Genomic DNA, 23,764 nt, shown 5'->3' with positions numbered 1-23,764 from the left:
TTTAAACGTTTTATTTGAAATAGCACAATAGGTTATATTAGTTAATTGGCATAGCATCAATAAAATAAATGACTTATATATGTTATACCTTACTCAATATCCGGGACTTGAAAAATCTTCTATTCTAGACTTAGTATCGGCTGATGTAATTGAAAAAGAATATTACACCAAAGACGAACGTTTCACTATAGCCCCCAGTATACTAATGAAACAATATTTATCCATCATAGAACGAGAAGTTAACAATATCATTCAACTTTCTAAATTACCAAACACAGAAAATAAGCACTATAATTGGTATGACATGAAAAATTTTGTTAAAAAACGAGGAATTGAACTTGAATATGTTCCTTTTCGACTTTACAAAGCACTTGATGCTCTTTATAAATTTCGTAATGAATCCATGCATGGTGAAACAGATATCACAAATGAAGATTATGAAATTTTGTTATCCTATAAAAACCAAAACTTATTTATGGGACTCTCTGTAAAACTATTGGAGCTAAAAGGTATCGTGATACATCCCACAGTAGATGAAATCGGTGAATATACAGGACTTGCTCCCAAAAGTGCTCTTTCAAATAAAGATATAAAAAAATAATAACCACAATTTGTACCCAAATCGTACCCAACGCTATCTAAAAAATCCCTACAAAGCCCATAAATACAGGCTTTGTAGGGATTTACCTATTTGTTCTCGTCCCACCAAGAATCACCCTCTTGTCCACCCGAAAATCGACCTTCCGGGACGAGAAAAACCAATCCTCTTTCCCTTTTCATAGCGGCAATCCTACAACATTCTCTTCTATATTCAACTTTCAGTTTTCGGATTCAATGACCTCTGCGTCTGTCTCTGCCTCCAAGCCTCTTCTGCTTCTGTTCCATTCAGCAATCTCTTTAAGCCTTATAAACCAAGCCTTTTTCTTACTTTCCCGGTCTTTTTCAGGATTGAAGAGAAGGGATTGGTGGCTTGGAACCGGGATGCATAGAGTGGATGCAGCTGCAAAAAAAGAAGCAGGGCCAGACGAATTTCTTTGAAATTCATCTGACTCTGCTTCATATTTTTTATGTTCTTTTTCACTCGGACACTTGGATGAGTCTGGGTGGGACGAGAACAAATGGATTATTCAAGCTCTACAAAGACTAACGCTTTTTGTTTAGGAATTATTCTCTGTAATGTTTCTCGTTCTTTTGATTATTTGATATATCCATATTATCCTGCCTATACGAGCTAATGTTATCATTTTGTTATCGGCATTGATAACACCTACTCGATAACTGTGGATAATAACTATATGTAGCATGTCAAATTATAAGCTATTTTGCTTAGAGATTCAACACAAAACTGAAATTTTACTTTTCCTTATATTCATCTGGTATTGCTATTTGAAATGTTTCACACAACAGCATCACATCATGCACATCATTTTTATCGTGTTCATATCCCAAATGAAGCATTACCTGACTCAATGGTTCAATACAAGAAACAGTTATATCTCCAACTTTTCCAATACCGGAAAAAGTTTTTGATGGAAATATATCTCCCTCATAAACAATTCCGTCATCTGTAAATTCAAAACAATGTAAATCAATGATTCTTTGTTTATCATCTTTCCAGACAGTATGACCATCCGTTGTATAATCAGTATTTACTTCCTCAAATCCATGCTGCTTAATCACATAAATATAATCATGATAATGTTTCAGTTCAACAAACAAATCAATATCATTGTGTATTCTTGATTCTCTTTTAAGAAGTGCATCAACACCCCATCCGCCATCTAAATATACTTTAATTTCGTTTTGCAAAGCATATTTTATAATTTCACATGCATCTTCTGTACGTACCATAATCTATCCTCCAAATTCAAATCTTTGTATGCTTTCCAACTCACTAAAAGCCTGAAATTTGTCAGTCTTTCATCCTTTTTGTTATCAATCACCAATTAGCTGTAATCCATTAGGATTTAGCTGATATATTTTATCGCACACCTCTTCAATATACTTTCTATCGTGAGAAATGCTAATGACAGCCCCCGGAAATTCTCGGAGCATTTTTCTTATTACCGGACCGGACAATGGTGAAAAATTTCTTGTCGGTTCATCCAGAATAAGAACATTTGCACCACTTAAGCTCATCCTCAAGAGAAGCACTTTCGCCTTTTGTCCGCCTGATAACTCCCGAATCGGATGCTCCATTTCATCTGGTGTGTATTTAAGTGAACCAAGGTATGTTCTAATTCTTGTACGCTCTTCTTTATCTCCTGTTTTATCAAGGTAATCAACCGGTGTAACATCCAAATCCAGCAGGTCTTCATAAGTTTGAGGCATATATTCTGCTTTAATGTCATTCCGATTTAGGAGTTCTTCCGCTATCTTTTTTAGAAGAGTCGTTTTTCCTGCCCCGTTGGCTCCTATCATACAGATTTTTTCTGAACCTTTTATTTTTAAATGAATTCCTTCTGCTAAAATTCTTTTGCCATCCGGAGTCACAAGCTTTGAAAGTTCATATTCTATGACCGTTTTTCCTGCGGGAATGTGTGAGTTTTCATCCCCTAATTTGACAAAGATTGCTTCTTCCTGTTCCGGCATCTGAGTCATATTTTCATCTTCTTTTTCAAATCTTCGTTCCATTGCCTTAACCGTATGCATTTTGTCCTTTAAGTTTTTGGCAACAGACGGTGCTTGTCTGGTACAACTTCTTAATGCACCTTGTACACTCTGCATAACTCTTTGATATTTTTCATCGCGAATCTTTTTCTCCCTACGGTCACTCAGTGCCCGCTGTTTTTGGATTTCAAATTTATGAAGCCGTTCTTCCACATAGCGTCTATAGGGAAGCTTTGCCACGGTATATCTCGCCTTTGTTTTTCGTATAATCTGCTCGATATGTATCACCATGTTGGCAGTACGCTCTATCAGCGTTTCATCGTGTGAAATAAAAAGCACAATGTGCTTCCAGTCATTTATGATTTTTTCCAGTAATGTAAGCGTCGCAATGTCGATGTCATTGGAAGGTTCGTCCAACAACAGCACAGAAACATCGCGAATGAAAAGCCTCATAAGTTGTGTCTTGACTTTTTCGCCTCCTGAAAGACTACCCATTGTCTGGTTACTGTAGAAAAAATCATTTTTCATTCCAAATTTTCCCGCAATAACAGACAATTCTTTAGGCGTTTTCTCCCAGAATATTTCCTCTTCAGAAAAATATTCGTATATTGTTTTTTCCTTATCTTCATCGAGCATCTCCTGCGGAAGATAACCAAGACGTTCGTGTCCCATTATCCTTTCCCCATCTGCTTCTATATAGTTTTCTACAAGCGACGGATTGTATATCCACTTCATTAATGTCGATTTCCCATTTCCCTCTTCTCCAATAATAACTGCCTTATCTCCATCATTTAGCACAAGGTTGAAATCATTAAGAATTATTCTCAGGTCTTTTTTATGTGTTAAATTTAATTTTTTTATCTGCAACATTAAAGTTTCTCCTTTTCGAAGTCTGAGCCAATTATTATTTTGAACACACAAAAACGAGTCTTTTTTGCATACGCAAAAATAGACTCGCTAAATAGACCCTTATTTCTTTTCCAAAAGGAAAACAAAGGAAATGCCTCTTGCGATAATCCAACTTAAGCGTACACAAAACAAACCTATTCTCTACAGGCTCAATAACTATATGTGTCTTACTTAAATCAAATTATCTATTAATCATTTCCTCACCTTACACAAAATGTGCCTTTCTTTCTTCTAATGGCAATACTATCATACTGTATTTTTTGTGTCAATACATTTCACCTTATGGAAGTGCAAATTAAAATTTTCACTTCCTAATTATACATCCAACCATTACGAAATTCAATCTTTCACAACCTCTTTACAACCACAACCACAGCACTCCAGCAAACGCAGGAGCACCATACCGTAAAACGCTTATGTGTAAATCAACTCCGTTCCTACAACTTCCCTCACACAAGCCTGAATATTATTCATTCTTCCAATCCATTCGTAGGGATTATCTTTCTTTAATTGTTCCGTCACATCTTGTCTGTCGGCATATTCCTTTACCAGTCGAAGAAACATATCCTCTGCTTGCTTATCGACTTCTGCAAGATAACTATGCAGCTTTCCGCTTGTCAGCAGGTTCATATATAACACTTTATAGTGTTCCTTTAAATGCCTTGCATGTCGTTTCCCCCATAAACCAATCGGCTCTATTTCTTCTTCGGCTGGTACTGTGATGTTCGGCAATAAATAATCACCCACCTGTCTATAAGTTCCGCCCATTTCTTCAAAAATTGTCTTTGTCATTTTCCTTTTCCTCCTGTGATTTTTGTCTATCGTGATCGTGTATTATCACGCTTGCGACCTTTAACTGTTCTTGCCTGCTCCAACAAATCATCTATCTGTTTGCGACCAAAAACCTTACGGAGCAGGCTGTAATCTTTATTTTCTGCTTTTAGGATTTTGTTTTCTTCGGTCAATCTTTCATTGACTTTCTCCAAACGCTGATTGGTGCGGTATAACTGTGCATTCGCTGTATTCAGCCTATGATAGTTGTCCCACCCCTCAAAGCAGCGGGCAAGCACCGTTTTGACAAGTTGCTTCAATTTCCTTACAACCGGCTCTGCCATTTTGGTTTTATATGCCTTTGCAGTCATAAATTTCTCTGGTTCTGGCAACTGATATTTCGGTGCAGTATCAAGCTCTATTTCAAGATTTGACAGCTCGTCTTTTGCCTTATCATAGTTCAATACTCGTTCCGACAACACATCAAATTCAATCTGTTTCTGCTCGATTTTCGCACCTAATGCCGCCACTTCTTTTTCTCTTTCCTGCTTTTTATAATCCAAAACAGAAAGATGTTTTTCGTGTGTGCCTAAATGTTCCCACTCAATCCCATAACGTTCCATCACCGCCGCAAGCTGTTCTTTTTCGGACTGTATCCATTGCGACCACTCCGTATCGCCACGACTGCCGCCCTTAAAACCTTGCGTTGCAAGAGCCTGCTTTAGTGACACTCTTGTATCAAGTCCACGCTTGCTGCCTGTGGTAAAAGGTACAAAATCTATGTGCAGATGTGGTGTAGCTTCATCCATATGCAGATGAGCCGAGAACACCCGAAGCTGTGGATTTCGCTCCTGAAAACCCTGATAGTATTCATCTAAAATCTGCTTTGCCAGTTCTCCGTTTTCCGTATCGGCGTTCATATTTCCCTTACCGCCCACCTGTAAAATGATTTCGTGGAACGGTTTTTCCTGCTTGGAACTTCGGATTTTTTCATAATAATCTTTTATCTTTCGGTCTGACCTTATCTGCTTGGCATTGTATCTTTCCAATGCTTCATCAAACAATTCGTGATAAACTGTCTTTATATTTTCATTGCAGTAGTCGATATTGAGATGAGTACGAGTTCCGTCTACATTTTCTGCTCGGAACTTTCGGCTATTGTGATTGACCGAGCCTTTACCGACCATTGCACTTATCGTTCTCTGCATTTTTTCATCTCCCATCTGTAAATTTCAACATTCTCAGGTTTTGTTACTTTTGTCAAAAGTAACGCAAAAGCACTTTTGACGGGTACACCCATCAAAAATGCGACCTGTAAACAGGTTTTGCGTTCTCCGAAGGCTCTCCGAGGGGTGAGCGTGTGCCGGTGGCACACACGCCTGCGAACCGACCGAGCCAGCAGGCGAGACCAAAGAGCCGCCTTTGAAAAGGCACTCTCTGCACACTCCCCTAAACTTTATCCGGTGTCAAAGTGTGACGATGGTGACAATGTTTTTCACAGCGTGCTGCTCTCAAAAACATTGACACCTTTGACACCGTTTGTCACGCCGTCTGCTCGGTTTCTTTCCAAAGTGAAACCTTTCTTCCGTCGTGTGTGCGGCTGTTCTGATAACGGATACCGTAATCACGAAACAGCCTGCTTGCGTTGATACTGAGCCTTAAAGAAAGTACATTCGGCTTTATATCCACCGCAAGCCTTTCGCAAAGTTCCGAAGCAGTTCCTTCCCATCTGTCACTTTCCGAAAAGAGCGTATCCGCTATCTTCTCAAGCAGAGGTTCGGGCGGTTCTTTCCACATCTCCGTTTCCGATTTTGCAAAGTTCCACACCAATCGCTCGCTGTCCCTTACAAGATGGATTTTCATATCCTGCTGGTCTCTGCCAGCAACATCAAGTGTGGCATTGTTGGAAGTACGCTTGTCCTTACTGAGAACAAATGCACCGTCTGCCGCACCCATCAGACCATTCGTGCCTGAAATCATATCGAATATATCTTCCGATTTTTGTTTGCGTGTATGATGAACAATAAGCATTGAAACCTTGTAACTGTCTGCCAACGCTTTCAGCCTTGCCACAACATCATAATCACTTGCGTAGCTGTAATCTGCTCCGCCTGCTTCACGCACACGCTTTAAGGTGTCTATGATAATCAAGCCTGTGTCTGGGTGTTCCCTCATAAACCCTCTTATCTGTTCTTCCAGTCCGCCATTGACCGTTTTACATTCCGTTGCGAAATACAGATTGCCTGTCTCCTTTGCACCGAACATCTGAAACAATCGCTTCTGCAAACGTGGGTAATCATCTTCAAGGGCAAAATAAAGCACCGTTGCCTTACGCACCTTATACTCCCAAAGCGGTGTGCCTGTGCTGATATGATAGGCAAGCTGTGCCATCATAAAGCTCTTTCCCACTTTCGGGGAACCTACGAAAAGGTAAGTTCCCCTTTGGAGCAGACCGTCGATAAGTGGTGTCTGAACCTCAAACACCGTATCATACAGCGTTGTCATTGATACTGTTTTCAGATAGGAAGGGTCTAACTGTCTGAGTATTTCCCTTTGCATTTCTTCAAAAGATTGCTCGTACCCCTTGAAATCCGTATCCTGATTGACTATACTATTGTCAGTACATTTGGAAAGTGACTGTTCCGCATCTGTTGCCGCAGATACATTTGGAATAGTCATTTCTTTTTTATTCTCCATTCGCATCCTCTCCTTTCAAACCGCCGAGAATAATGGAAATCAGTTCTATTACACTCAGCAGTTCATCATCCACACCTTTTCCTGCTTCAATCCTTTTCAGTTCCGCAAGGACTGTGGCAAATTCCGTTTTCAACGCCTTATACACTCTCGGATTGCCCTGTACCACCACATCCTGATTTAAGCAACGGCGGTAACAATACTCCTGTTTTGGCAATCCTGATAGAGCTACAGCTCTGTTAATGAGTTCGTTTTCTTCGGGCGATACTCGAAACCCTACTGTGATATTCCTCCAACGATTTTTGTTATCTCTGTTCTTAGCTGACATTTTCAAAATCTCCTTTCCCTAAATCATCTAATTTTTCTGCCATCTCAATCTGCTTTGACGGAAAGAGGTGTGCGTACTGATAAGTAATATCAATACTTTCGTGACCAACTCGGTCAGCAATCGCCACCGCAGAAAAGCCCATATCAATCAAGAGTGAAATGTGGCTGTGACGGAGATCGTGAATGCGGATACGCTTCACGCCTGCCGCCTTTGCCCCTCTGTCCATCTCGTGATGAAGATAGCTTTTCGTCACCGTAAAGATACGGTCTTTCTTCTTCAATCCGTAAAGCATACCGAGATATTCTTTCATTTCCTCACACAGAAACTTCGGCATTTTAATCGTGCGGTTGCTCTTTTTCGTTTTCGGAGAAGTAATCACATCCTGCCCTTTCAAACGCTGATAGGATTTATTGATTGTGACTGTTTCCTTATCAAAGTTGAAATCTGCCGGAGTCAAAGCTAACAGCTCGCCCTCTCGGATACCGCACCAGTAAAGCATTTCAAACGCATAAAAGGAAACAGGCTTGTCCATCATCTCAAAAGAGAATTTCTTGTATTCTTCCTTTGTCCAGAACAGCATTTCCTTGTGTTCCTCACGTCCCATATTTCCCACCTTTGCCGCAGGATTGGAACGCAGTTCATAGTAGCGGACAGCGTGATTGAAAATGGCGGACAACTGATTGTGCAGCGTTTTCAGATACGTCTGTGAATAAGGCTTTTTCTTCTCATCACGATAGGCAAGCATTTCATTCTGCCAAGTAATAATCTCCTTTGTGGAAATCTCGCTGATTTTCAGTTTCCCGAAATACGGAAGTATCTTTGTGCGTATGATATGCTCTTTGGTAAGCCACGTGTTTTCCTTCAAACGGTTCTTCACATCATTGATATAAAGCTCCGTAAAGGCTTCAAAACTCATATCAAGGTCTGAAGAAGTCTGCAATTTGAACATTCTTTCCCATTCCTGTGCTTCTCGTTTGGTAGCAAAGCCACGCTTGCATTTCTGCTTGCGTTCCCCTTTCCAGTTCACATACCTTGCCATCACATACCAAGTACCGTTATCTTCATTCTTAAATACCGGCATTTACATTTCCCCCTTTCCTGCTCCGTAGAGCCTTTCGTAAAAATACTGGCGATTTACACGCCCTGCAATCGTAATAAAGCCCTTTGCTTTCAATTCCTCATTTAATTGTCTGATGAGTTTATATGCATAAGGTTTTGATACGTTTAGTTCCTGAGCCACATCTTCGGCTCGGATAAATCTGTTTTCCATATCCTTTTTCTTCCTTTCTTAAAATAATTTTTTGCTTGCCGCTTTCTCCGTGTTAAAGTTCCAACAGGCACTCCTGCTTGTCGGCAGGCGCTGTGCTGTCCCAATGCACCGCAGTACATCAGGCGCTCGCTCGTATAGGGGTTCCCGAAAAGTCGGAGACTTTTGGGGAAGAGGAGGAGCAGTGCAGCGAATGAGCTTTTGTGCTTGCACACAAGCGAACGATACGGAACTTGCTCCGACGAGGTCTTGGCGGTTTGGCTTTTCGGACGGTCATTCAGTTGTCGCATTAAGCATATTTGTTTAATTCGTAATTTATTTTACTAAACATATTTGCTATTGTCAAGTGGTTGCAAAGAAAATATTAAACATTTTTGTTTCGGTTTTTCTTGACTTCCACTAAACATTTCTGCTATACTTATTTCACTAAATATAAAAGGAGCGTATCATTATGGCTATCAGCGAAAGAATACATTTTTTCAGACTAATGCGTGGTATGACACAAAAGTATCTCGGTACAGCAATCGGTTTTCCAGAAAAGAGTGCTGATGTGCGTTTGGCACAGTACGAAACTGGTACACGCAAACCGAAAGCAGACCTTACAAATGCATTGGCACAGGTGCTTGATGTTTCTCCACAGGCTCTTGATGTTCCTGACATAGACAGCTATATCGGTCTTATGCACACTCTGTTTACCCTTGAAGATATTTACGGTCTTACTGTCAGTGAAGCAGACGGAGAGGTATGCTTAAAGGTCAACAAGGACAAAGGCAGAGAAGCATATGAACTCCTCAAAATGCTGTATGCTTGGAAAGAACAGGCAGACAAGCTATCTTCCGAAGAAATCAACAGAGAAGAATACGATAACTGGCGTTACCATTATCCAGAGTTCGACACCACACAGCGTTGGGCAAAAGTTCCATCACAGGAATTAAGTGACGCTCTCGTGGAAGCATTCAAAGACCACTTGAAAGATAAATAAGCACCTACAGGACCTGCCACTGGCAGCTCCCTACAGATGCTTTGGCAACGACAAAAAAGCCCTTAACTATGGTTATTAACCACAGCTAAGGGCTTAGTTTATAATATGGAATTTGTTCAGAGCCAAGCTCCGAACTTTAGTCTGCAAGCCACCTGTTAATTGTTCCGTTACCCATAAACCACTGGATAACAAGAATAATGGCACTTGCTATGACTGTTATCAATTTGTTATCAAAAGACTAATCGAAATCGCTGAAACCCGCATAAACACTGGCTTTTTTAAGCAACTCGATTTATTCAAACTCAATCGTAGCCGGCGGTTTCCCTGTGCAGTCATAGAGTACGCGGTTAACATGCGGTACTTCGTTGACAATACGGCTTGATACAATTCCGAGAACTTCCCACGGAATCTCAGCGGCCTCAGCAGTCATAAAGTCGATGGTGTTTACCGCTCTCAGGGCAATCGCGTAGTCGTAGGTTCTCTCATCACCCATAACGCCTACTGAGCGCATATTGGTCAAGGCTGCGAAGTACTGGCCGATATTGCGGTCGATTCCTGCTTTTGCAATCTCTTCGCGGTAGATCGCGTCAGCTTCCTGTACCATCTTTACTTTCTCCGGTGTTACGGCGCCGATAATACGGATTCCAAGTCCCGGACCCGGGAACGGCTGGCGGTATACGAGCTTTTCCGGAATTCCGAGCTCAAGACCGGCCTTACGGACCTCGTCTTTGAAGAGGTCGCGGAGCGGCTCAATGATCTCTTTGAAATCAACATAATCCGGAAGGCCTCCGACATTGTGGTGGGATTTGATCACTGCAGATTCTCCGCCGAGACCACTCTCTACAACGTCCGGATAAATCGTTCCCTGTACAAGGAAATCAACAGCACCAATCTTCTTTGCTTCTTCCTCGAATACACGGATAAACTCCTCACCGATGATCTTTCTCTTTCTCTCCGGCTCCTCAACGCCTGCTAATTTATCGTAGAAACGCTGCTGTGCGTTTACGCGGATAAAGTGCAGATCGTACGGACCATTCGGTCCAAATACTTCCTCGACCTCGTCGCCTTCATTCTTACGGAGAAGACCGTGATCAACGAATACACAGGTGAGCTGGTCGCCGACTGCCTTTGCGAGCATAACGGCTGCAACAGAAGAGTCAACTCCACCGGATAACGCGCAGAGAACTTTTCCATTTCCAACTTTCTCGCGGATCGCTTTGATGCTGTTTTCAACAAATGCGTCCATCTTCCATGTTCCGGCACATCCACAGACTTCATAGATGAAGTTATGGAGCATCTTTGTACCTTCCTGAGTATGAAGGACTTCCGGATGGAACTGGATCGCATATAATTTCTTCTCCTCGCACTCAGCGGCTGCAACCGGGCAGTCCGGAGTATGTGCGACGATTCTGAATCCAGGTGCTTCTTTCTCGATGTAGTCATTGTGGCTCATCCAGCAGATCGTCTTCTCGGATACATCTCCGAAAAGCTTGCTTGTCTTGTCCACAGTCACTTCGATCTTGCCGTACTCACGAACCGGTGCTTTGCATACATGTCCGCCGAGAACGTGGGACATCAGCTGCGCGCCGTAGCAGAGTCCGAGTACCGGAACGCCCATCTCAAACAGTTCCTTGCTGCATGTAGCAGCACCTTCCTCATAAACGCTGTTCGGACCTCCGGTTAAGATGATTCCTTTCGGATTCATTGCCTTGATCTGTTCGATCGGAGTCCGGTAGGAGTAGATCTCACAGTATACATGGCATTCACGGACACGACGGGCAACCAGCTGATTGTACTGGCCGCCGAAGTCGATAACAATAATTTTTTCCTGATTCATCGGGTGCCTCCTGAAATATGTGCATGTACTTCTTGATAACTGCCCGGCAATCCGCATCGATTTGTGCCGGAATGCCGGACAGATATAAATTTTCCTATTTGGAACTAATTATAAGGGATTCATAGAAACTTGGCAAGTGCTTTCCCTCAAAACCTGTACTTTAATAAGTATGAAGGTTACTGTACACGGGTAGGAATTTTCTGAACTGAAAATTCCGTACAATACAGTGGTGGTAGTGGAGGTTCCTGTACATAGTCAGGCACATTTGCACCTCGTGCAGGCAGCAACATTATTTCTCATACGTTCCCTTTTTAAGGATTTTCCCGTCTCTCATCATAGGCACGCCCATAGCAATCACCGTATCAAGAGAGAGATCTTCATTCATGATCAGGATATCCGCATCACTTTCTTCCTTCACAGCACCCTTTTTCGGATATAATTCCAGAGCCATCGCCGGATTCTTGGTTCCGAGAGCCAGAAGTTCCTCCAAATCCATATTTTCTTCTTTTACCATGTAGACGATCTGACGGTAGATCGTATCCACATCGGAAACGCCTATCTCCACAAGTTTTCCTTCTGTATCATAGTTAGACCAGCTTCCCTGTCCATCGGAGCTCATGGTCACCTTCTCCATTGGAACTCCTTCTTTTTTCGCTTTCTTGACAGCATCTGCAACAGAGTGGAACTTGCTTTCAGATTCCCCACAGGTGAGGTCGATCGTTCCGCCCATCTTCGCGAACTTAAACGCATCCTCTAAGAGGTTCGCGTTGCGTCCCACGTGAGTCGGCTGAAATGTTTTCGGCGGGATCGAGGTGCGCTCTAATGCCTCAAATACCGGTTTCAATGCTCTCTTGTCTCCGCCCATATGAAGGCAGATAAATCCAGGTTTTCCACTCAGCATTCCTGCGGTGCGGACATCACTGGCCAGACGGATCAGTTCCTCTGTCGTGATATTCGGCGCACGGTGATCGGAGATTGCAAGCTTCACTCCAAGGATCTCATCGATAAACATGATGTCCTTGCTGACACTTCCGGTCACGGTCGTACTCGGATAACCATAGGCTCCGCAGATCGCATAGGCGGAAATTCCCTCTTCTTTTAACGCTTTTACCTTTGCTAAAAGATTCTCCACACTTCTGCTGATTCCGTCAGTTCCCAAAAGTCCAAGTACAGTTGTCACACCACCCTTGATCAGGCTGGATAGCTGGACCTGCGGTGCCTGAGTGTGGAAGCTTCCCTCTCCACCGCCTCCGGTCACATGGACGTGGCGGTCGATAATACCCGGAGTCACGATCTTTCCGGTTCCGTCGATTACTTCACATCCCTCATACTCCGGCAGATGATCCGCAATTCTTTCGATCCTTCCTCCGGCGATCAGGATATCCTTCACTCCGAGATATTCCGGTGCGTAAACTTTTGCGTTTTTTACTAACAGCATGGGCTTATTCCTCCTGTGTGATCCCTGTTTTACATAACTGCCCGACAGCTGGAAATTAGTTACAGGTCAGCCAAACCAGAGCATGGATGAACTGTAATGGAAATTACTGTCGGGCATTTATGTTTTTCTTATTACTTCAGTATAGCATACCGCCGGAAGTATTCCAAGTGATGATTCGAAACTTTCATTTTTTTACTCGTCTAAATCGGTATCTCCGTTCTCAAGATACCTCTTGACATACTGCCCCGTATAGGACTCCGGAACCTTCACGATCTCCTCCGGCGTTCCCTTCGCGATCACGGTACCGCCGCGGTCTCCGCCTTCCGGTCCCATATCGATAATATAATCCGCGGTCTTGATCACATCCAGATTGTGCTCGATCACAACCACCGTATTTCCACCTTCGGAAAGCTTTCTTAAGATCTCCACCAGCTTATGGACATCCGCGAAGTGGAGTCCTGTCGTCGGCTCATCGAGGATATAGATTGTTTTTCCGGTTCCGCGTCTGGAAAGCTCTGTGGCGAGTTTGATCCGCTGCGCCTCTCCGCCGGAAAGCTCCGTCGAGGGCTGTCCGAGCCGGATATAAGAAAGTCCCACATCGTTCAATGTCGCGATCTTTCTCGCGATAGACGGCACATTCTCAAAGAACTTTAACGCCTCCTCCACAGTCATATTCAGCACATCGTAAATGCTCTTTCCCTTATACTTCACTTCCAAAGTCTCACGGTTGTACCGCTTTCCGCCACAGACCTCACAGGGCACATAGACGTCCGGCAGGAAATGCATTTCGATCTTGATGATTCCGTCACCGCTGCAGGCCTCGCATCGGCCGCCCTTTACATTGAAGCTGAACCGTCCCTTTGAGTATCCCTTCGCCTTCGCGTCGGTGGTCGCTGCGAATAGATCACGGATCAGGTCAAACACACCGGTGTAGGTCGCCGGATTCGATCGCGGAGTTCTTCCGATCGGAGACTGGTCGATAGCGATGATCTTGTCCAGCTGTTCCACGCCGTCGATTCCGTCGTGGTCTCCCGGGATCGTCCGGGCGCGGTTCAGTTTTTTCGCCAGCGCCTTATAGAGGATCTCGTTGATCAGGGAGCTCTTTCCCGATCCTGACACACCGGTCACGCAGGTCATAATTCCAAGCGGCACATCCACATCAACGTTTTTCAGGTTATTCTCCCTCGCGCCGCGGATTTTGATCCAGCCTGTGGGGCTTCTTCTCTCCTTCGGCACCGGAATTTTGATCCGGCCGCTTAAATACGCACCGGTGATCGATTCCTTACACTTCATAATCTGGGCTGCCGTTCCCACAGCGACCACATTTCCGCCGTGTTCCCCAGCTCCCGGACCAATATCCACGATACAGTCCGCCGCCCGCATCGTATCCTCATCGTGTTCCACGACGATCACACTGTTTCCGAGATCCCGAAGATGTTCCAGCGTTTTCAACAGCTTATCGTTATCTCTCTGGTGCAGTCCGATACTCGGCTCATCAAGGATATAGGCAACCCCCACAAGTCCGGAGCCGATCTGGGTCGCCAGACGGATCCGCTGTGCCTCGCCGCCGGAAAGGGTACCCGTCGCCCGGGATAAGGACAGATAATCCAGTCCCACGTCGATCAGGAAGCTGATCCTCGCCCGGATTTCCTTTAAAATCTGTTCACCGATCATCTTCTGCATCTCAGATAGCTTCAGATCATCGATAAACTCCCTGAATTTTACGATGGACATATTCGTAGCCTCGTAAATATTCAGCCCACCTACCGTCACTGCCAGAGAAGACTGCTTTAAGCGCTGTCCATGACAGGTGGTACACGGTGTGATCCGCATAAAACTCTCGTACTCTGCCTTGCTGGCCTGGGAAAACGTCTCCCGGTAACGGCGGTTTACGTTCTCGATCAGGCCCTCAAAGGCCACGTCGTAAACGCCGGTTCCGCGCTGTCCTGTATAGTGGACCTTTACTTCCTTTCCACCGGTTCCGTAGATCAGGATATCATGGATCTCCTTCGGATAATCTTTAAACGGAGTATCAAGATCAAAGTGATACTCTGCCGCCAGGGCATCCAGAATCGCCCTCGAAAAGCTTCCCGGCTTCGCGCAGGACTGCCAGCCAAGGACGACGATCGCTCCCTCGTTAATACTCAGGGACTTATCAGGGATCATCAGATCCTCATCAAATTCCATCTTATATCCCAGACCGAAACAGTCCGGGCAGGCGCCGAACGGGTTATTAAAGGAGAAGCTTCGCGGCTCCACCTCCTCGATACTGATCCCGCAGTCCGGGCAGGAAAAGCTCTGGCTGAAGTTGATCGGCTCACCGCCAGCTACATCCACGATCATCAGACCATCGGACAGCTTCATCACAGTCTCGATGGAGTCCGTCAGACGTTTCTCGATCCCCGGCTTCACAACAAGACGGTCCACAACGATCTCGATATTGTGCTTGATATTCTTCTCCAGCGTGATCTCCTCAGACAGCTCGTGGAGATTTCCGTCGATCATCACGCGGACATAACCGCTGCGTTTCGCCTGTTCCAGAACCTTCTCATGACGTCCTTTTCTTCCACGGACCATTGGCGCTAAAAGCTGGATTTTCGTCCGCTCCGGCAGTGTCATGATCTGGTCCACCATCTGGTCCACGGTCTGTTTCCGGATCTCCCTGCCGCACTTCGGGCAGTGGGGGATACCGATCCTCGCGTACAGAAGACGCATATAGTCGTATATCTCCGTCACAGTTCCTACGGTGGAACGCGGGTTGCGGTTCGTGGATTTCTGGTCGATGGAGATCGCCGGGGAAAGTCCCTCGATGCTATCAACATCCGGTTTTTCCATCTGGCCTAAGAACTGACGCGCATAGGAGGACAGAGACTCCATATAGCGTCTCTGTCCCTCCGCGTAGATCGTATCAAATGCCAGGGAGGATTTTCCCGATCCGGAAAGTCCGGTCAGGACCACCAGCTCATTTCTCGGGATATCCAGGGAAATATTTTTTAAGTTGTGCTCGTTGGCACCTCGTATTTTTATATATTGCTTCGGCATTGTGTCTCTCCTCTTTGCCATGTCTGCTTTTGCTTTATCATTCTCACAGAATTTTCTGAGTATACGCTTCGTCAAGAAAGCCGGATATGCTCGCATGCTACGGACTTGTTTCCGGTTACGCCCAGTATATCACATTTCGTTTTTGTATGCAAACATTTGTTCGTTTTTGTATGCCTTTTTATATAAAGGTAAAATCATTTACCTTTCACAAAATGCGCACCCACGTGCAAGAGACCCCGACAGCAAACTGCCGGGATCTCTCTTTTATGGGATTCTATGAAATTTTACATCATAAGCTCCTCAAGCTTTCTGTATCCATTCCTACCAGGAAACTTCCACTTTATATCCGCCGTTCTGATCCTTCGTGATCTTATATTTCACGCCGTCTGCATCTGTCACGGTTCCGCTGGTCTTTACCTTACCGGATTCGTTGACCACATATGTCTTTCCGTCAACGGTGACTTTCTCGTACTTCATTCCTTCTTCCGCACTCACAAGGCGTCCGTTCTCGTAGAGACTTCCGTCCTTCACACCCGTGAATCCGTCGCCTCTCGTTCCGATACTGCCGGAAGTTGTGAAGTAGAATACTTCGTTGTCATGGTTATCGTCGTTGACCACGATCCGCCCGGTCTTCATCTTTCCGTCACTGTCAAAGTAGAACTTTCTGCCGTCGCTCAGCTCCACAAGACCTGTCTTCATGCGGCCCTTTTTATCAAAGCAGTAGGTCTCGCCCTTGATCTTTGCTATTCCGTATCCGCAGGCCTCCGTTGTTTTATAGGATGTGGAGTATGCGCGGCCATCTTTAAAGTAGTACCAGTTTTCCTCAGCGTCATCCGGGGATGCCATATATCTCCAGCCGTTCATCTGCTGTCCGCCGCTGCGGAAGTAGCGAAGGGCATTGACATCGCTGTTGGAGAGGTCGTCACGTCCTGTAGATGTGTAATCAGACTCATTTACCCAGCCAGTCAGCATTCTTCCGCTGTGGTCAAAGATATAGGTCTCACCGGAGATCTTCAGCTCACCATCATAGATCAGCTTTCCACTGGAATTAAAGTAGTACCAGTACTCACCCCAGTCATCCTCTCTGTCCGCCAGTTTTCTCCAGCCCGTCGTCATAGCTCCGGAATCTTCTAAATGATAGATCTTACCATCGATCTCCACCCAGCCGATATCCAAAACGGAATCCGTAAAGTGGTACCACACGTCATTGATCTGTTTCCAGCCGTTTGTGTACGCCTTTCCGTTTGCTCCGAAATATCTCCATCCGCTTTCGTTCCAGCGGCTGTTGTTGATGTACTTCCATGTGTTTGTGATCATGACACCATTCTCATTTACATAATAGGTATCATCGATCAGGCTGTTTGTCTGCATCACTCCATTATAATCCATATAATACCATGCATCTTTGGAGCATACCCAGTCATTCCGAACGAGGCGTCCGTTGTTGTCATTGTAGTAATACCATTTTCCATTCTGCTGTGACCAGTCCGCAAAGGAGGTCATCGCCATTCCTGCGGTTAAAATCATCGCCGCAACTGCTGCACCTGCAAAATATCTCTTCTTCATAGAAACCCTCCTCTTCTAAATATTTCCGTTTCCGGAATATACTTTTTCACTTTCCCACCGGTTTCCTTTTCATCGTTCCCACGGTGGCTATTTGTTTTCGATATCTCCGCTAGATATCTTTCGTTTTTTGTTTGTACTTGTATTATACAGAAAACTTCCTAAAAACTCTTCTCTTTTTTCTTACATTTCATTAAAAATATGACGCAAAAATGCGGCAAAAACAGGATTGCATTCCCATTTCTGCCGCATTTAAAATTTTCTTATGATTTGCCGCCGGACACTGCAGTTTCTCCCTATGTCTTACCGCAGCACTGAACGTATATCCGACATTTTTATTTTACTCTGCATCTCCAAACAGACGGTTAACTGCACTGAAGATACCTCTTAAGGATGCTCTCGTGATGTTGGAGCTGATGCCGACACCGTATGTCACCTTGCCGGTCTTCTGATCCATCAGGTGGATATAGGAAGCCGCCTGCGCCCCGGAACCGGATGTCAGCGCATGCTCGCTGTAATCGAGAACCTTGATTGAGATACCAAGCTCCTCCTCCAGTCCGCGTTTCACAGCATCGATCGGGCCGTTTCCGACACCTTCAAACTGTTTTGTCTCGCCGTGGTCAGAGTAGGTAACAACAGCAACGGTTGTGAACTGGTCTCCGGACTCGAAATCTGTGATCTTGCACTTGCGGAAGTGGTACGGTTCCTTGCGGTCGAGATACTCTTTGCGGAACTCTTCCATGATCTGCTCCGGTGCAACCTCACCCTGCTTCTCTGCGATCTTCTGGATCACATCCGCAAACTCCTTGTGCATGCCGCGCGGAAGCTTGAAGCCAAAGAAGCTGTCCATAACGAAAGCAACACCGCCCTTTCCGGACTGGCTGTTGATACGGACCACCGGCTCGTACTCTCTTCCGATATCGGACGGATCGATCGGCAGATACGGAACCTGCCAGATCTCGCTCTTTCTTTCCATAAGCGCATGCATTCCCTTGTTGATAGCATCCTGATGGGAACCGGAGAATGCAGTAAATACCAACTTTCCAGCGTACGGATGACGCGGATCGATATGCATCTTTGTGCAGCGCTCGTAAACCTCCGCGATCTTCTTAATGTCGCCGATCTCAAGCTCCGGATCGATTCCCTGAGAGAACATATTGTAGGCGATGGTCAGGATATCCACGTTGCCGGTACGCTCACCATTTCCGAACAGGGTTCCTTCAACGCGGTCAGCGCCTGCAAGCATTGCAAGTTCTGCAGCAGCGACACCTGTTCCGCGGTCATTATGCGGATGAACGCTTAAAATGATGCTCTCGCGGTTCTCCAGATGTTTGCTCATCCACTCGATCTGATCTGCGAATACGTTCGGTGTCGTCATCTCAACAGTGGACGGAAGGTTGATGATCATCTTATTGTCCGGTGTCGGTCCCCATGCTCTCTGGACCGCGTTGCAGATATCAAGCGCATAGTCCATCTCTGTTCCGGTAAAGCTCTCCGGGGAATACTCCAGGATCACTTTTCCGTCATAATCTTTCATGTACTTCTTTACCATATCGACACCGTCGATTGCGATCTGCTTGATCTCCTCACGGTCCATATGGAATACAACATCACGCTGTAAGGTGGATGTAGAGTTGTAAATATGCACAACTGCCTTCGGGATTCCCTGAATGGACTCGAAGGTTCTCTTTAACAGGTGATCACGGCACTGGGTCAGAACCTGAACCGTCACATCGTCCGGGATCAGCCTGCGTTCAACGAGCTGTCTTAAAAAGTCAAATTCGATCTGGGAAGCGGCCGGGAAACCGATCTCGATCTCCTTGAAGCCCATCTGCACCAGCATATTGAACATTTCGATCTTCTCTTCAACGACCATCGGCTCTACAAGTGCCTGATTGCCGTCGCGCAGATCCACACTGCACCAGATCGGTGCTTTCTCGATCTCTTTATTCGGCCACTCCCTCTCCGGGTAATTCATGACCGGTACTCTCTGATATCTCTTATAATTCATCATAGTTTCTTTCCTCCGCTTTTCTGATAAAAGTCATTTTCATTCCTGCATTTCATGAATTTTTGTAATCATGCAGTCTTTCCAGGCACTGCAGTTTCCCTCCAGCTTCATAGTCGCAGGCCACGGAGTCGGTAAACCACGCTGTACTTCTCAATTATAAACAATGTTACGCTTTTAGGTCTAACCCCATTTTCATCAGTCCTTTTTTGTGAAATTCTGGCGGCGGCCGCGTTTTTCGGCCGCTTCCTTTTCGTTTCTTCATTATATCACTGCGAAAAAGGAATCGCAAGAATCTATACCATAACATTTAGATATGGGAGATATGCAGTGTTACAGTACACGGACACTCCATGCCCGCGCACTGTAACAGGATTTTGCCGATGCTTCGCATTCCGAATCGGCAAAATCCGCGGTCATAACAGTATCATACGGAATTTTCAGTTCAGAAAATTCCTACCCATGAAAAGTAACTACGAAGTCACTGTACACCTCCCAAGCCTTTCTGAGATTATAACCATATGTAAAATGAGGCAGCAAATTATTTCACTGCCTCATCCTTCATATTTTATATTTCAAGCGATCAGCTTTCTGTCACATGACCTTTTTTCTTCAATACATCGATCACCTGATCCACGTACTTCTCGCAGATCTCCGGTGTCTCCGCCTCGACCATAACGCGGATCAGCGGCTCTGTTCCGCTCTGACGGAGGAGAAGTCTTCCGTCATTTCCAAGTGCCTCATCAACAGCCTTTCCCGCTGCCTGCACATCCGGATCGTTCAGCGCAGCCGCTTTATCTGCCACCCGGACATTCTTTAAAAGCTGCGGAAGAATTGTTACCTCCGAGGCAAGTGTTCCGAGTGTTTCTTTTTTCTCCAGCATAACCTCCATGATCTTTAAGGACGTCAGGATTCCGTCACCGGTAGTCGCATATTTGCTGAAAATAATATGTCCTGACTGCTCACCGCCGAGGCAGTTTCCGGTCTTTGACATATTTTCATATACATATTTGTCGCCAACAGCCGTCTTCTCGTAGCCGATGCCCTCACGGTCAAGTGCCTTGTAAAGGCCAAGGTTTGACATAACTGTGGTAACGATCTTATTGTTGCGCAGAAGTCCCTGTTCCTTCATGTACTTTCCACAGATGTAGAGGATCAGGTCGCCGTCCACGACGTTTCCGTTCTCATCCACAGCCAGGCAGCGGTCCGCGTCACCATCATAGGCAAAGCCCACATCGAGACCTTTTTCCTTCACGAATTTCTGAAGCTCCCCGATATGTGTGGAACCGCAACCGCGGTTAATGTTCAGTCCGTCAGGCTTATCGTTGATGACATAAGTGTCAGCGCCGAGGGCATCAAATACGCTCTTCGCAACGGAGGAGGCGCTTCCGTTGGAGCAGTCGAGGCCAACCTTCTTACCCTTAAAGGATCTCGTAGCGATGGAGATCAGGTAACCGATATAGCGGTTTCTTCCCGCTGCAAAATCCTGCGTTCTTCCGATATGTTCTCTCTTTGCAAGCGGGATCTCTTCCATCTCTCCGTCTAAGTACTTCTCAATCTCTGTGATCACACTCTCCTCAAGCTTCTCGCCGTTGCCGTTCATGACCTTGATTCCATTGTCATAGTACGGATTGTGGCTGGCGGAGATCATAATCCCACAGTCAAAATCTTCCGTGCGGATCACATGGGACACGCTCGGAGTTGTCGTTACATGTAAAAGATAAGTGTCAGCGCCGGATGCCGTGAGTCCCGCCGCAAGGGAGTACTCAAACATATAGCTGGAGCGTCTCGTGTCTTTTCCGATCACAACTCTGCAGTGGTCTCCCTTGGCCTGTTTTCCATAATACCAGCCGAGAAATCTTCCGACTTTATACGCGTGTTCCACGGTAAGATCGACGTTTGCCTCGCCGCGGAAGCCGTCGGTACCAAAATATTTTCCCATTCCTCAATTTCCTCCATATACCGCGAACCTTATAGAGAATCGGACATTTCCATAAAACAATATCCTCATTCTCTATAGAGTCCGCGGTTTTCTGTCTCTTCATAGATTATGCGCATCTGCACCAAACTGTCCGGCATTGATACGCTGCTGACAGGACTTCGCAGATCCTGTTTTCTCTGATAAAACAGGCTGCCGGAGAACATGTCTTCACCGACAGCCGTATGTCTTTTTATAAGCAGGACCGGTCCTTCGCCGCCAAATCCTGATCTTTATCTCAGTCCGGTAAGACTCCACCGCTTTCAGGCAGTGAATCCTTCTACCAGGTGATCTCCTTCAGATATCTCGCAACCGCGTCCTTCCACTCCGGAAGACGCTCGAAGCCGTTCTCTGTAAGCTTTTCCTTGCTCATCCGGCTGTTCATCGGGCGTTTTGCCTTTGCTGCCGGATACTCATCGGAATGCACCGGTGTCACCTTGACATCTATGCCGGCTGCGCGGAAGATCTCGCACGCGAACTCATACCAGGAGCAGAGTCCCTCGTTGGTCGCATGGTATCTGCCGTATTTGTCGGTCTGGATCATATCCACAAGGAGTCTTGCGAGATCGTAAGTGTAGGTCGGGGATCCGATCTGATCATCAACGACAGATGCGGCTCCTCGCTCCTTTCCGATCCGCAGCATGGTCTTGATAAAGTTCTTGCCGTTTACGCCGAATACCCAGGCGATGCGGACGGTAAAGAATTTCTCTACCAGCTCCTCGACTGCAAGCTCTCCCTCATATTTGGACTGTCCATAGACATTCAGTGGATGTCTCTCGTCATCCGGCTCCCACGGGCGGGTTCCCTGTCCGTCGAACACATAGTCCGTGCTGATGTACATCATCTTAATGCCGAGCTTTTTGCAGACTTCCGCGATATTTCTTGTCCCGCCTGCGTTGACCTTCATGCAAACATCCACATTGTCCTCCGCTGCGTCAACCGCTGTATAAGCGGCACAGTGGATGACCGCCTCGACATTTGCCTCCGTGATCACACGGTCGCATGCCTCTTTATCGGTAATATCCATCTCCGCAAGATCGACTCCGATCGGAGTCAGACCGCGTTTTTCCATCTCATTTACAACGTCATGACCAAGCTGGCCTTTTACGCCTGTTACTAAAACTCTCATGTTCGCGTTATTCCTTTCACCTGAAAGTGCCTTACTTTAAATCTTTACCGAGGCGGTCGCCGTACATATTATCGAAGTAATTGCTGTACTCACCGCTTAAGATGTGCTTCCACCAGTCCTCGTTATCCAGATACCACTGGATCGTCTGCTGGATACCGGTATCAAAGTTGTATTTCGGCTTCCAGCCAAGCTCTGTCTCAAGCTTTGTCGGGTCGATGGCGTAACGTCTGTCGTGGCCCGGGCGGTCTGTTACGAATTTAATGAGGCTCTCCGGCTTATTTAATGCCTTTAAGATCGTCTTAACGACCTCCAGGTTTGTTCTCTCATTGTGTCCGCCGACGTTATAAACCTCACCGACACGTCCGTTGTGGATGATCAGGTCGATGGCCTCACAGTGGTCGGAAACATGGAGCCAGTCGCGGACATTCTCGCCTGTTCCGTATACCGGAAGCGCCTCGTCTGCGAGGGCACGGCTGATCATCAGCGGGATCAGCTTCTCCGGGAAGTGGTACGGGCCATAGTTGTTGGAGCAGCGGGAGATCGTCACCGGGAGTCCGTAGGTTCTGTGGTAAGCGAGAACGAAAAGGTCAGCGCTTGCCTTGGAGGAAGAGTACGGGCTGGAGGTGTGGAGCGGTGTCTCCTCTGTGAAGAAGAGATCCGGGCGGTCCAACGGAAGATCTCCGTAGACCTCATCGGTGGAAACCTGATGGTAACGCTTGATCCCGTAGGTGCGGCATGCGTCAAGCAGCGTTGTAGTTCCCATAACATTTGTGCGGACAAAGCTTTCCGGATCTACAACGGAACGGTCAACATGGCTCTCCGCTGCGAAGTTTACAACGATATCCGGTTTCTCTTTTTCGAAGAGGTCGAATACGAATTTACGGTCTGCGATGTCGCCCTTTACGAACTTGTAGTTCGGCTTATTCTCGACCGGCTTTAATGTCTCAAGATTTCCGGCGTATGTTAAGAGATCGAGGTTTACGATCTGGTACTCCGGGTATTTGTTTACCATATGGTGGATGAAGTTGCCGCCGATAAATCCGGCGCCGCCTGTTACGATGATTTTCATGTGTTTATTTCTCCTTCATGAACATGATCCTGACTGCAAAATTTCCCTACAGGAATACACTCAGCTCATGTTCCATCCTTTCCTGTATCAGTTCAGAAGCTTCCACTCAAACGCTTTGTGTTTGGGCGTGAGTGCGCTG

Annotated in this window: 19 protein-coding genes; 2 read left to right on the top strand and 17 right to left on the bottom strand. The window is 45.8% G+C overall.

Annotation, left to right across the window (positions count from 1 at the left end):
• Nucleotides 1–79: 79 nt before the first annotated feature.
• Nucleotides 80–601, top strand: a complete 522-nt coding sequence (locus tag DW826_RS10525; RefSeq protein ID WP_117552691.1) for a hypothetical protein — start codon at nucleotides 80–82, stop codon at nucleotides 599–601.
• Nucleotides 602–818: 217 nt separating this feature from the next.
• On the opposite strand, the gene DW826_RS18465 is transcribed toward DW826_RS10525, so the two are convergent.
• The 9 genes from DW826_RS18465 to DW826_RS10485 form a co-directional block, all read right to left on the bottom strand.
• The gene (locus DW826_RS18465) at nucleotides 819–1,118 is read right to left on the bottom strand and encodes a hypothetical protein (RefSeq protein WP_147327144.1); all 300 of its coding nucleotides are present in this window, start codon (nucleotides 1,116–1,118) and stop codon (nucleotides 819–821) included.
• Between the two features lie 235 nt (nucleotides 1,119–1,353).
• On the bottom strand, nucleotides 1,354–1,851 hold the full coding sequence (locus DW826_RS10520) for an aminoglycoside nucleotidyltransferase (protein WP_009247521.1): 498 nt from the start codon (nucleotides 1,849–1,851) through the stop codon (nucleotides 1,354–1,356).
• A gap of 84 nt (nucleotides 1,852–1,935) precedes the next feature.
• Nucleotides 1,936–3,480, bottom strand: a complete 1,545-nt coding sequence (locus DW826_RS10515) for an ATP-binding cassette domain-containing protein (RefSeq protein ID WP_009247522.1) — start codon at nucleotides 3,478–3,480, stop codon at nucleotides 1,936–1,938.
• Nucleotides 3,481–3,933: 453 nt separating this feature from the next.
• Nucleotides 3,934–4,311: a TnpV protein gene (locus DW826_RS10510; RefSeq protein WP_009247523.1), complete on the bottom strand. Its 378-nt coding sequence runs from the start codon at nucleotides 4,309–4,311 to the stop codon at nucleotides 3,934–3,936.
• Between the two features lie 26 nt (nucleotides 4,312–4,337).
• Entirely contained in the window at nucleotides 4,338–5,498 is a 1,161-nt protein-coding gene (locus DW826_RS10505) for a plasmid recombination protein (RefSeq protein ID WP_009247524.1), read from the bottom strand.
• 334 nt (nucleotides 5,499–5,832) lie between these two features.
• On the bottom strand, nucleotides 5,833–6,987 hold the full coding sequence (locus DW826_RS10500) for an AAA family ATPase (RefSeq protein WP_009247525.1): 1,155 nt from the start codon (nucleotides 6,985–6,987) through the stop codon (nucleotides 5,833–5,835).
• Nucleotides 6,977–7,312, bottom strand: coding sequence for a hypothetical protein (locus DW826_RS10495; RefSeq protein WP_009247526.1), 336 nt, complete (start codon nucleotides 7,310–7,312; stop codon nucleotides 6,977–6,979). The genes DW826_RS10500 and DW826_RS10495 overlap by 11 nt, the downstream gene beginning before the upstream one ends.
• Nucleotides 7,302–8,393, bottom strand: coding sequence for a site-specific integrase (locus DW826_RS10490; RefSeq protein ID WP_009247527.1), 1,092 nt, complete (start codon nucleotides 8,391–8,393; stop codon nucleotides 7,302–7,304). The genes DW826_RS10495 and DW826_RS10490 overlap by 11 nt, the downstream gene beginning before the upstream one ends.
• Complete coding sequence (locus DW826_RS10485; protein ID WP_009247528.1) at nucleotides 8,394–8,582, bottom strand: transcriptional regulator; 189 nt, start codon at nucleotides 8,580–8,582, stop codon at nucleotides 8,394–8,396.
• A gap of 448 nt (nucleotides 8,583–9,030) precedes the next feature.
• Here DW826_RS10485 and DW826_RS10480 point away from each other — a divergent pair, with 448 nt between their 5' ends.
• On the top strand, nucleotides 9,031–9,561 hold the full coding sequence (locus DW826_RS10480; RefSeq protein ID WP_009247529.1) for a helix-turn-helix transcriptional regulator: 531 nt from the start codon (nucleotides 9,031–9,033) through the stop codon (nucleotides 9,559–9,561).
• A 292-nt stretch (nucleotides 9,562–9,853) separates the two neighbouring features.
• Here the strand turns inward: DW826_RS10480 and guaA are convergent, their stop codons facing one another.
• The 8 genes from guaA to rfbB form a co-directional block, all read right to left on the bottom strand.
• A complete protein-coding gene (guaA, locus tag DW826_RS10475; protein WP_117552690.1) occupies nucleotides 9,854–11,398 on the bottom strand; it encodes a glutamine-hydrolyzing GMP synthase in 1,545 nt (514 codons plus the stop codon).
• 289 nt (nucleotides 11,399–11,687) lie between these two features.
• Entirely contained in the window at nucleotides 11,688–12,836 is a 1,149-nt protein-coding gene (gene iadA, locus DW826_RS10470; RefSeq protein WP_117552689.1) for a beta-aspartyl-peptidase, read from the bottom strand.
• A 192-nt stretch (nucleotides 12,837–13,028) separates the two neighbouring features.
• Nucleotides 13,029–15,878 carry an excinuclease ABC subunit UvrA gene (uvrA, locus tag DW826_RS10465; RefSeq protein WP_117552695.1) on the bottom strand — a complete coding sequence of 950 codons (2,850 nt, stop codon included), beginning with the start codon at nucleotides 15,876–15,878 and terminating at the stop codon, nucleotides 13,029–13,031.
• A 321-nt stretch (nucleotides 15,879–16,199) separates the two neighbouring features.
• Complete coding sequence (locus tag DW826_RS10460) at nucleotides 16,200–17,444, bottom strand: hypothetical protein (protein WP_117552688.1); 1,245 nt, start codon at nucleotides 17,442–17,444, stop codon at nucleotides 16,200–16,202.
• A 337-nt stretch (nucleotides 17,445–17,781) separates the two neighbouring features.
• The gene (gene leuA / locus DW826_RS10455; protein WP_117552687.1) at nucleotides 17,782–19,455 is read right to left on the bottom strand and encodes a 2-isopropylmalate synthase; all 1,674 of its coding nucleotides are present in this window, start codon (nucleotides 19,453–19,455) and stop codon (nucleotides 17,782–17,784) included.
• A 577-nt stretch (nucleotides 19,456–20,032) separates the two neighbouring features.
• Nucleotides 20,033–21,391: a phosphoglucosamine mutase gene (gene glmM, locus DW826_RS10450; protein WP_117552686.1), complete on the bottom strand. Its 1,359-nt coding sequence runs from the start codon at nucleotides 21,389–21,391 to the stop codon at nucleotides 20,033–20,035.
• 316 nt (nucleotides 21,392–21,707) lie between these two features.
• On the bottom strand, nucleotides 21,708–22,556 hold the full coding sequence (gene rfbD / locus DW826_RS10445) for a dTDP-4-dehydrorhamnose reductase (protein ID WP_117552685.1): 849 nt from the start codon (nucleotides 22,554–22,556) through the stop codon (nucleotides 21,708–21,710).
• Nucleotides 22,557–22,587: 31 nt separating this feature from the next.
• Complete coding sequence (gene rfbB, locus DW826_RS10440; RefSeq protein ID WP_015552506.1) at nucleotides 22,588–23,625, bottom strand: dTDP-glucose 4,6-dehydratase; 1,038 nt, start codon at nucleotides 23,623–23,625, stop codon at nucleotides 22,588–22,590.
• Between the last annotated feature and the right edge of the window lie 139 nt (nucleotides 23,626–23,764).

The sequence above is a fragment of the Clostridium sp. AM34-11AC genome (assembly GCF_003435375.1).
GTDB lineage: Bacteria > Bacillota > Clostridia > Lachnospirales > Lachnospiraceae > Pilosibacter > Pilosibacter fragilis.
The sequence above is the reverse complement of the archived record's forward strand: the minus strand, read 5'-3'. Positions and strand labels throughout refer to the sequence as shown.

Bases quoted from the DNA above. Each gene is read 5' to 3' on its own strand.
- DW826_RS10525 (WP_117552691.1), top strand. From the start codon at position 80: ATGTTATACCTTACTCAATATCCGGGACTTGAAAAATCTTCTATTCTA.
- DW826_RS10520 (WP_009247521.1), bottom strand. From the start codon at position 1,851: ATGGTACGTACAGAAGATGCATGTGAAATTATAAAATATGCTTTGCAA.
- DW826_RS10515 (WP_009247522.1), bottom strand. From the start codon at position 3,480: ATGTTGCAGATAAAAAAATTAAATTTAACACATAAAAAAGACCTGAGA.
- DW826_RS10510 (WP_009247523.1), bottom strand. From the start codon at position 4,311: ATGACAAAGACAATTTTTGAAGAAATGGGCGGAACTTATAGACAGGTG.
- DW826_RS10505 (WP_009247524.1), bottom strand. From the start codon at position 5,498: ATGCAGAGAACGATAAGTGCAATGGTCGGTAAAGGCTCGGTCAATCAC.
- DW826_RS10500 (WP_009247525.1), bottom strand. From the start codon at position 6,987: ATGGAGAATAAAAAAGAAATGACTATTCCAAATGTATCTGCGGCAACA.
- DW826_RS10495 (WP_009247526.1), bottom strand. From the start codon at position 7,312: ATGTCAGCTAAGAACAGAGATAACAAAAATCGTTGGAGGAATATCACA.
- DW826_RS10490 (WP_009247527.1), bottom strand. From the start codon at position 8,393: ATGCCGGTATTTAAGAATGAAGATAACGGTACTTGGTATGTGATGGCA.
- DW826_RS10485 (WP_009247528.1), bottom strand. From the start codon at position 8,582: ATGGAAAACAGATTTATCCGAGCCGAAGATGTGGCTCAGGAACTAAAC.
- DW826_RS10480 (WP_009247529.1), top strand. From the start codon at position 9,031: ATGGCTATCAGCGAAAGAATACATTTTTTCAGACTAATGCGTGGTATG.
- guaA (WP_117552690.1), bottom strand. From the start codon at position 11,398: ATGAATCAGGAAAAAATTATTGTTATCGACTTCGGCGGCCAGTACAAT.
- iadA (WP_117552689.1), bottom strand. From the start codon at position 12,836: ATGCTGTTAGTAAAAAACGCAAAAGTTTACGCACCGGAATATCTCGGA.
- uvrA (WP_117552695.1), bottom strand. From the start codon at position 15,878: ATGCCGAAGCAATATATAAAAATACGAGGTGCCAACGAGCACAACTTA.
- DW826_RS10460 (WP_117552688.1), bottom strand. From the start codon at position 17,444: ATGAAGAAGAGATATTTTGCAGGTGCAGCAGTTGCGGCGATGATTTTA.
- leuA (WP_117552687.1), bottom strand. From the start codon at position 19,455: ATGATGAATTATAAGAGATATCAGAGAGTACCGGTCATGAATTACCCG.
- glmM (WP_117552686.1), bottom strand. From the start codon at position 21,391: ATGGGAAAATATTTTGGTACCGACGGCTTCCGCGGCGAGGCAAACGTC.
- rfbD (WP_117552685.1), bottom strand. From the start codon at position 22,556: ATGAGAGTTTTAGTAACAGGCGTAAAAGGCCAGCTTGGTCATGACGTT.
- rfbB (WP_015552506.1), bottom strand. From the start codon at position 23,625: ATGAAAATCATCGTAACAGGCGGCGCCGGATTTATCGGCGGCAACTTC.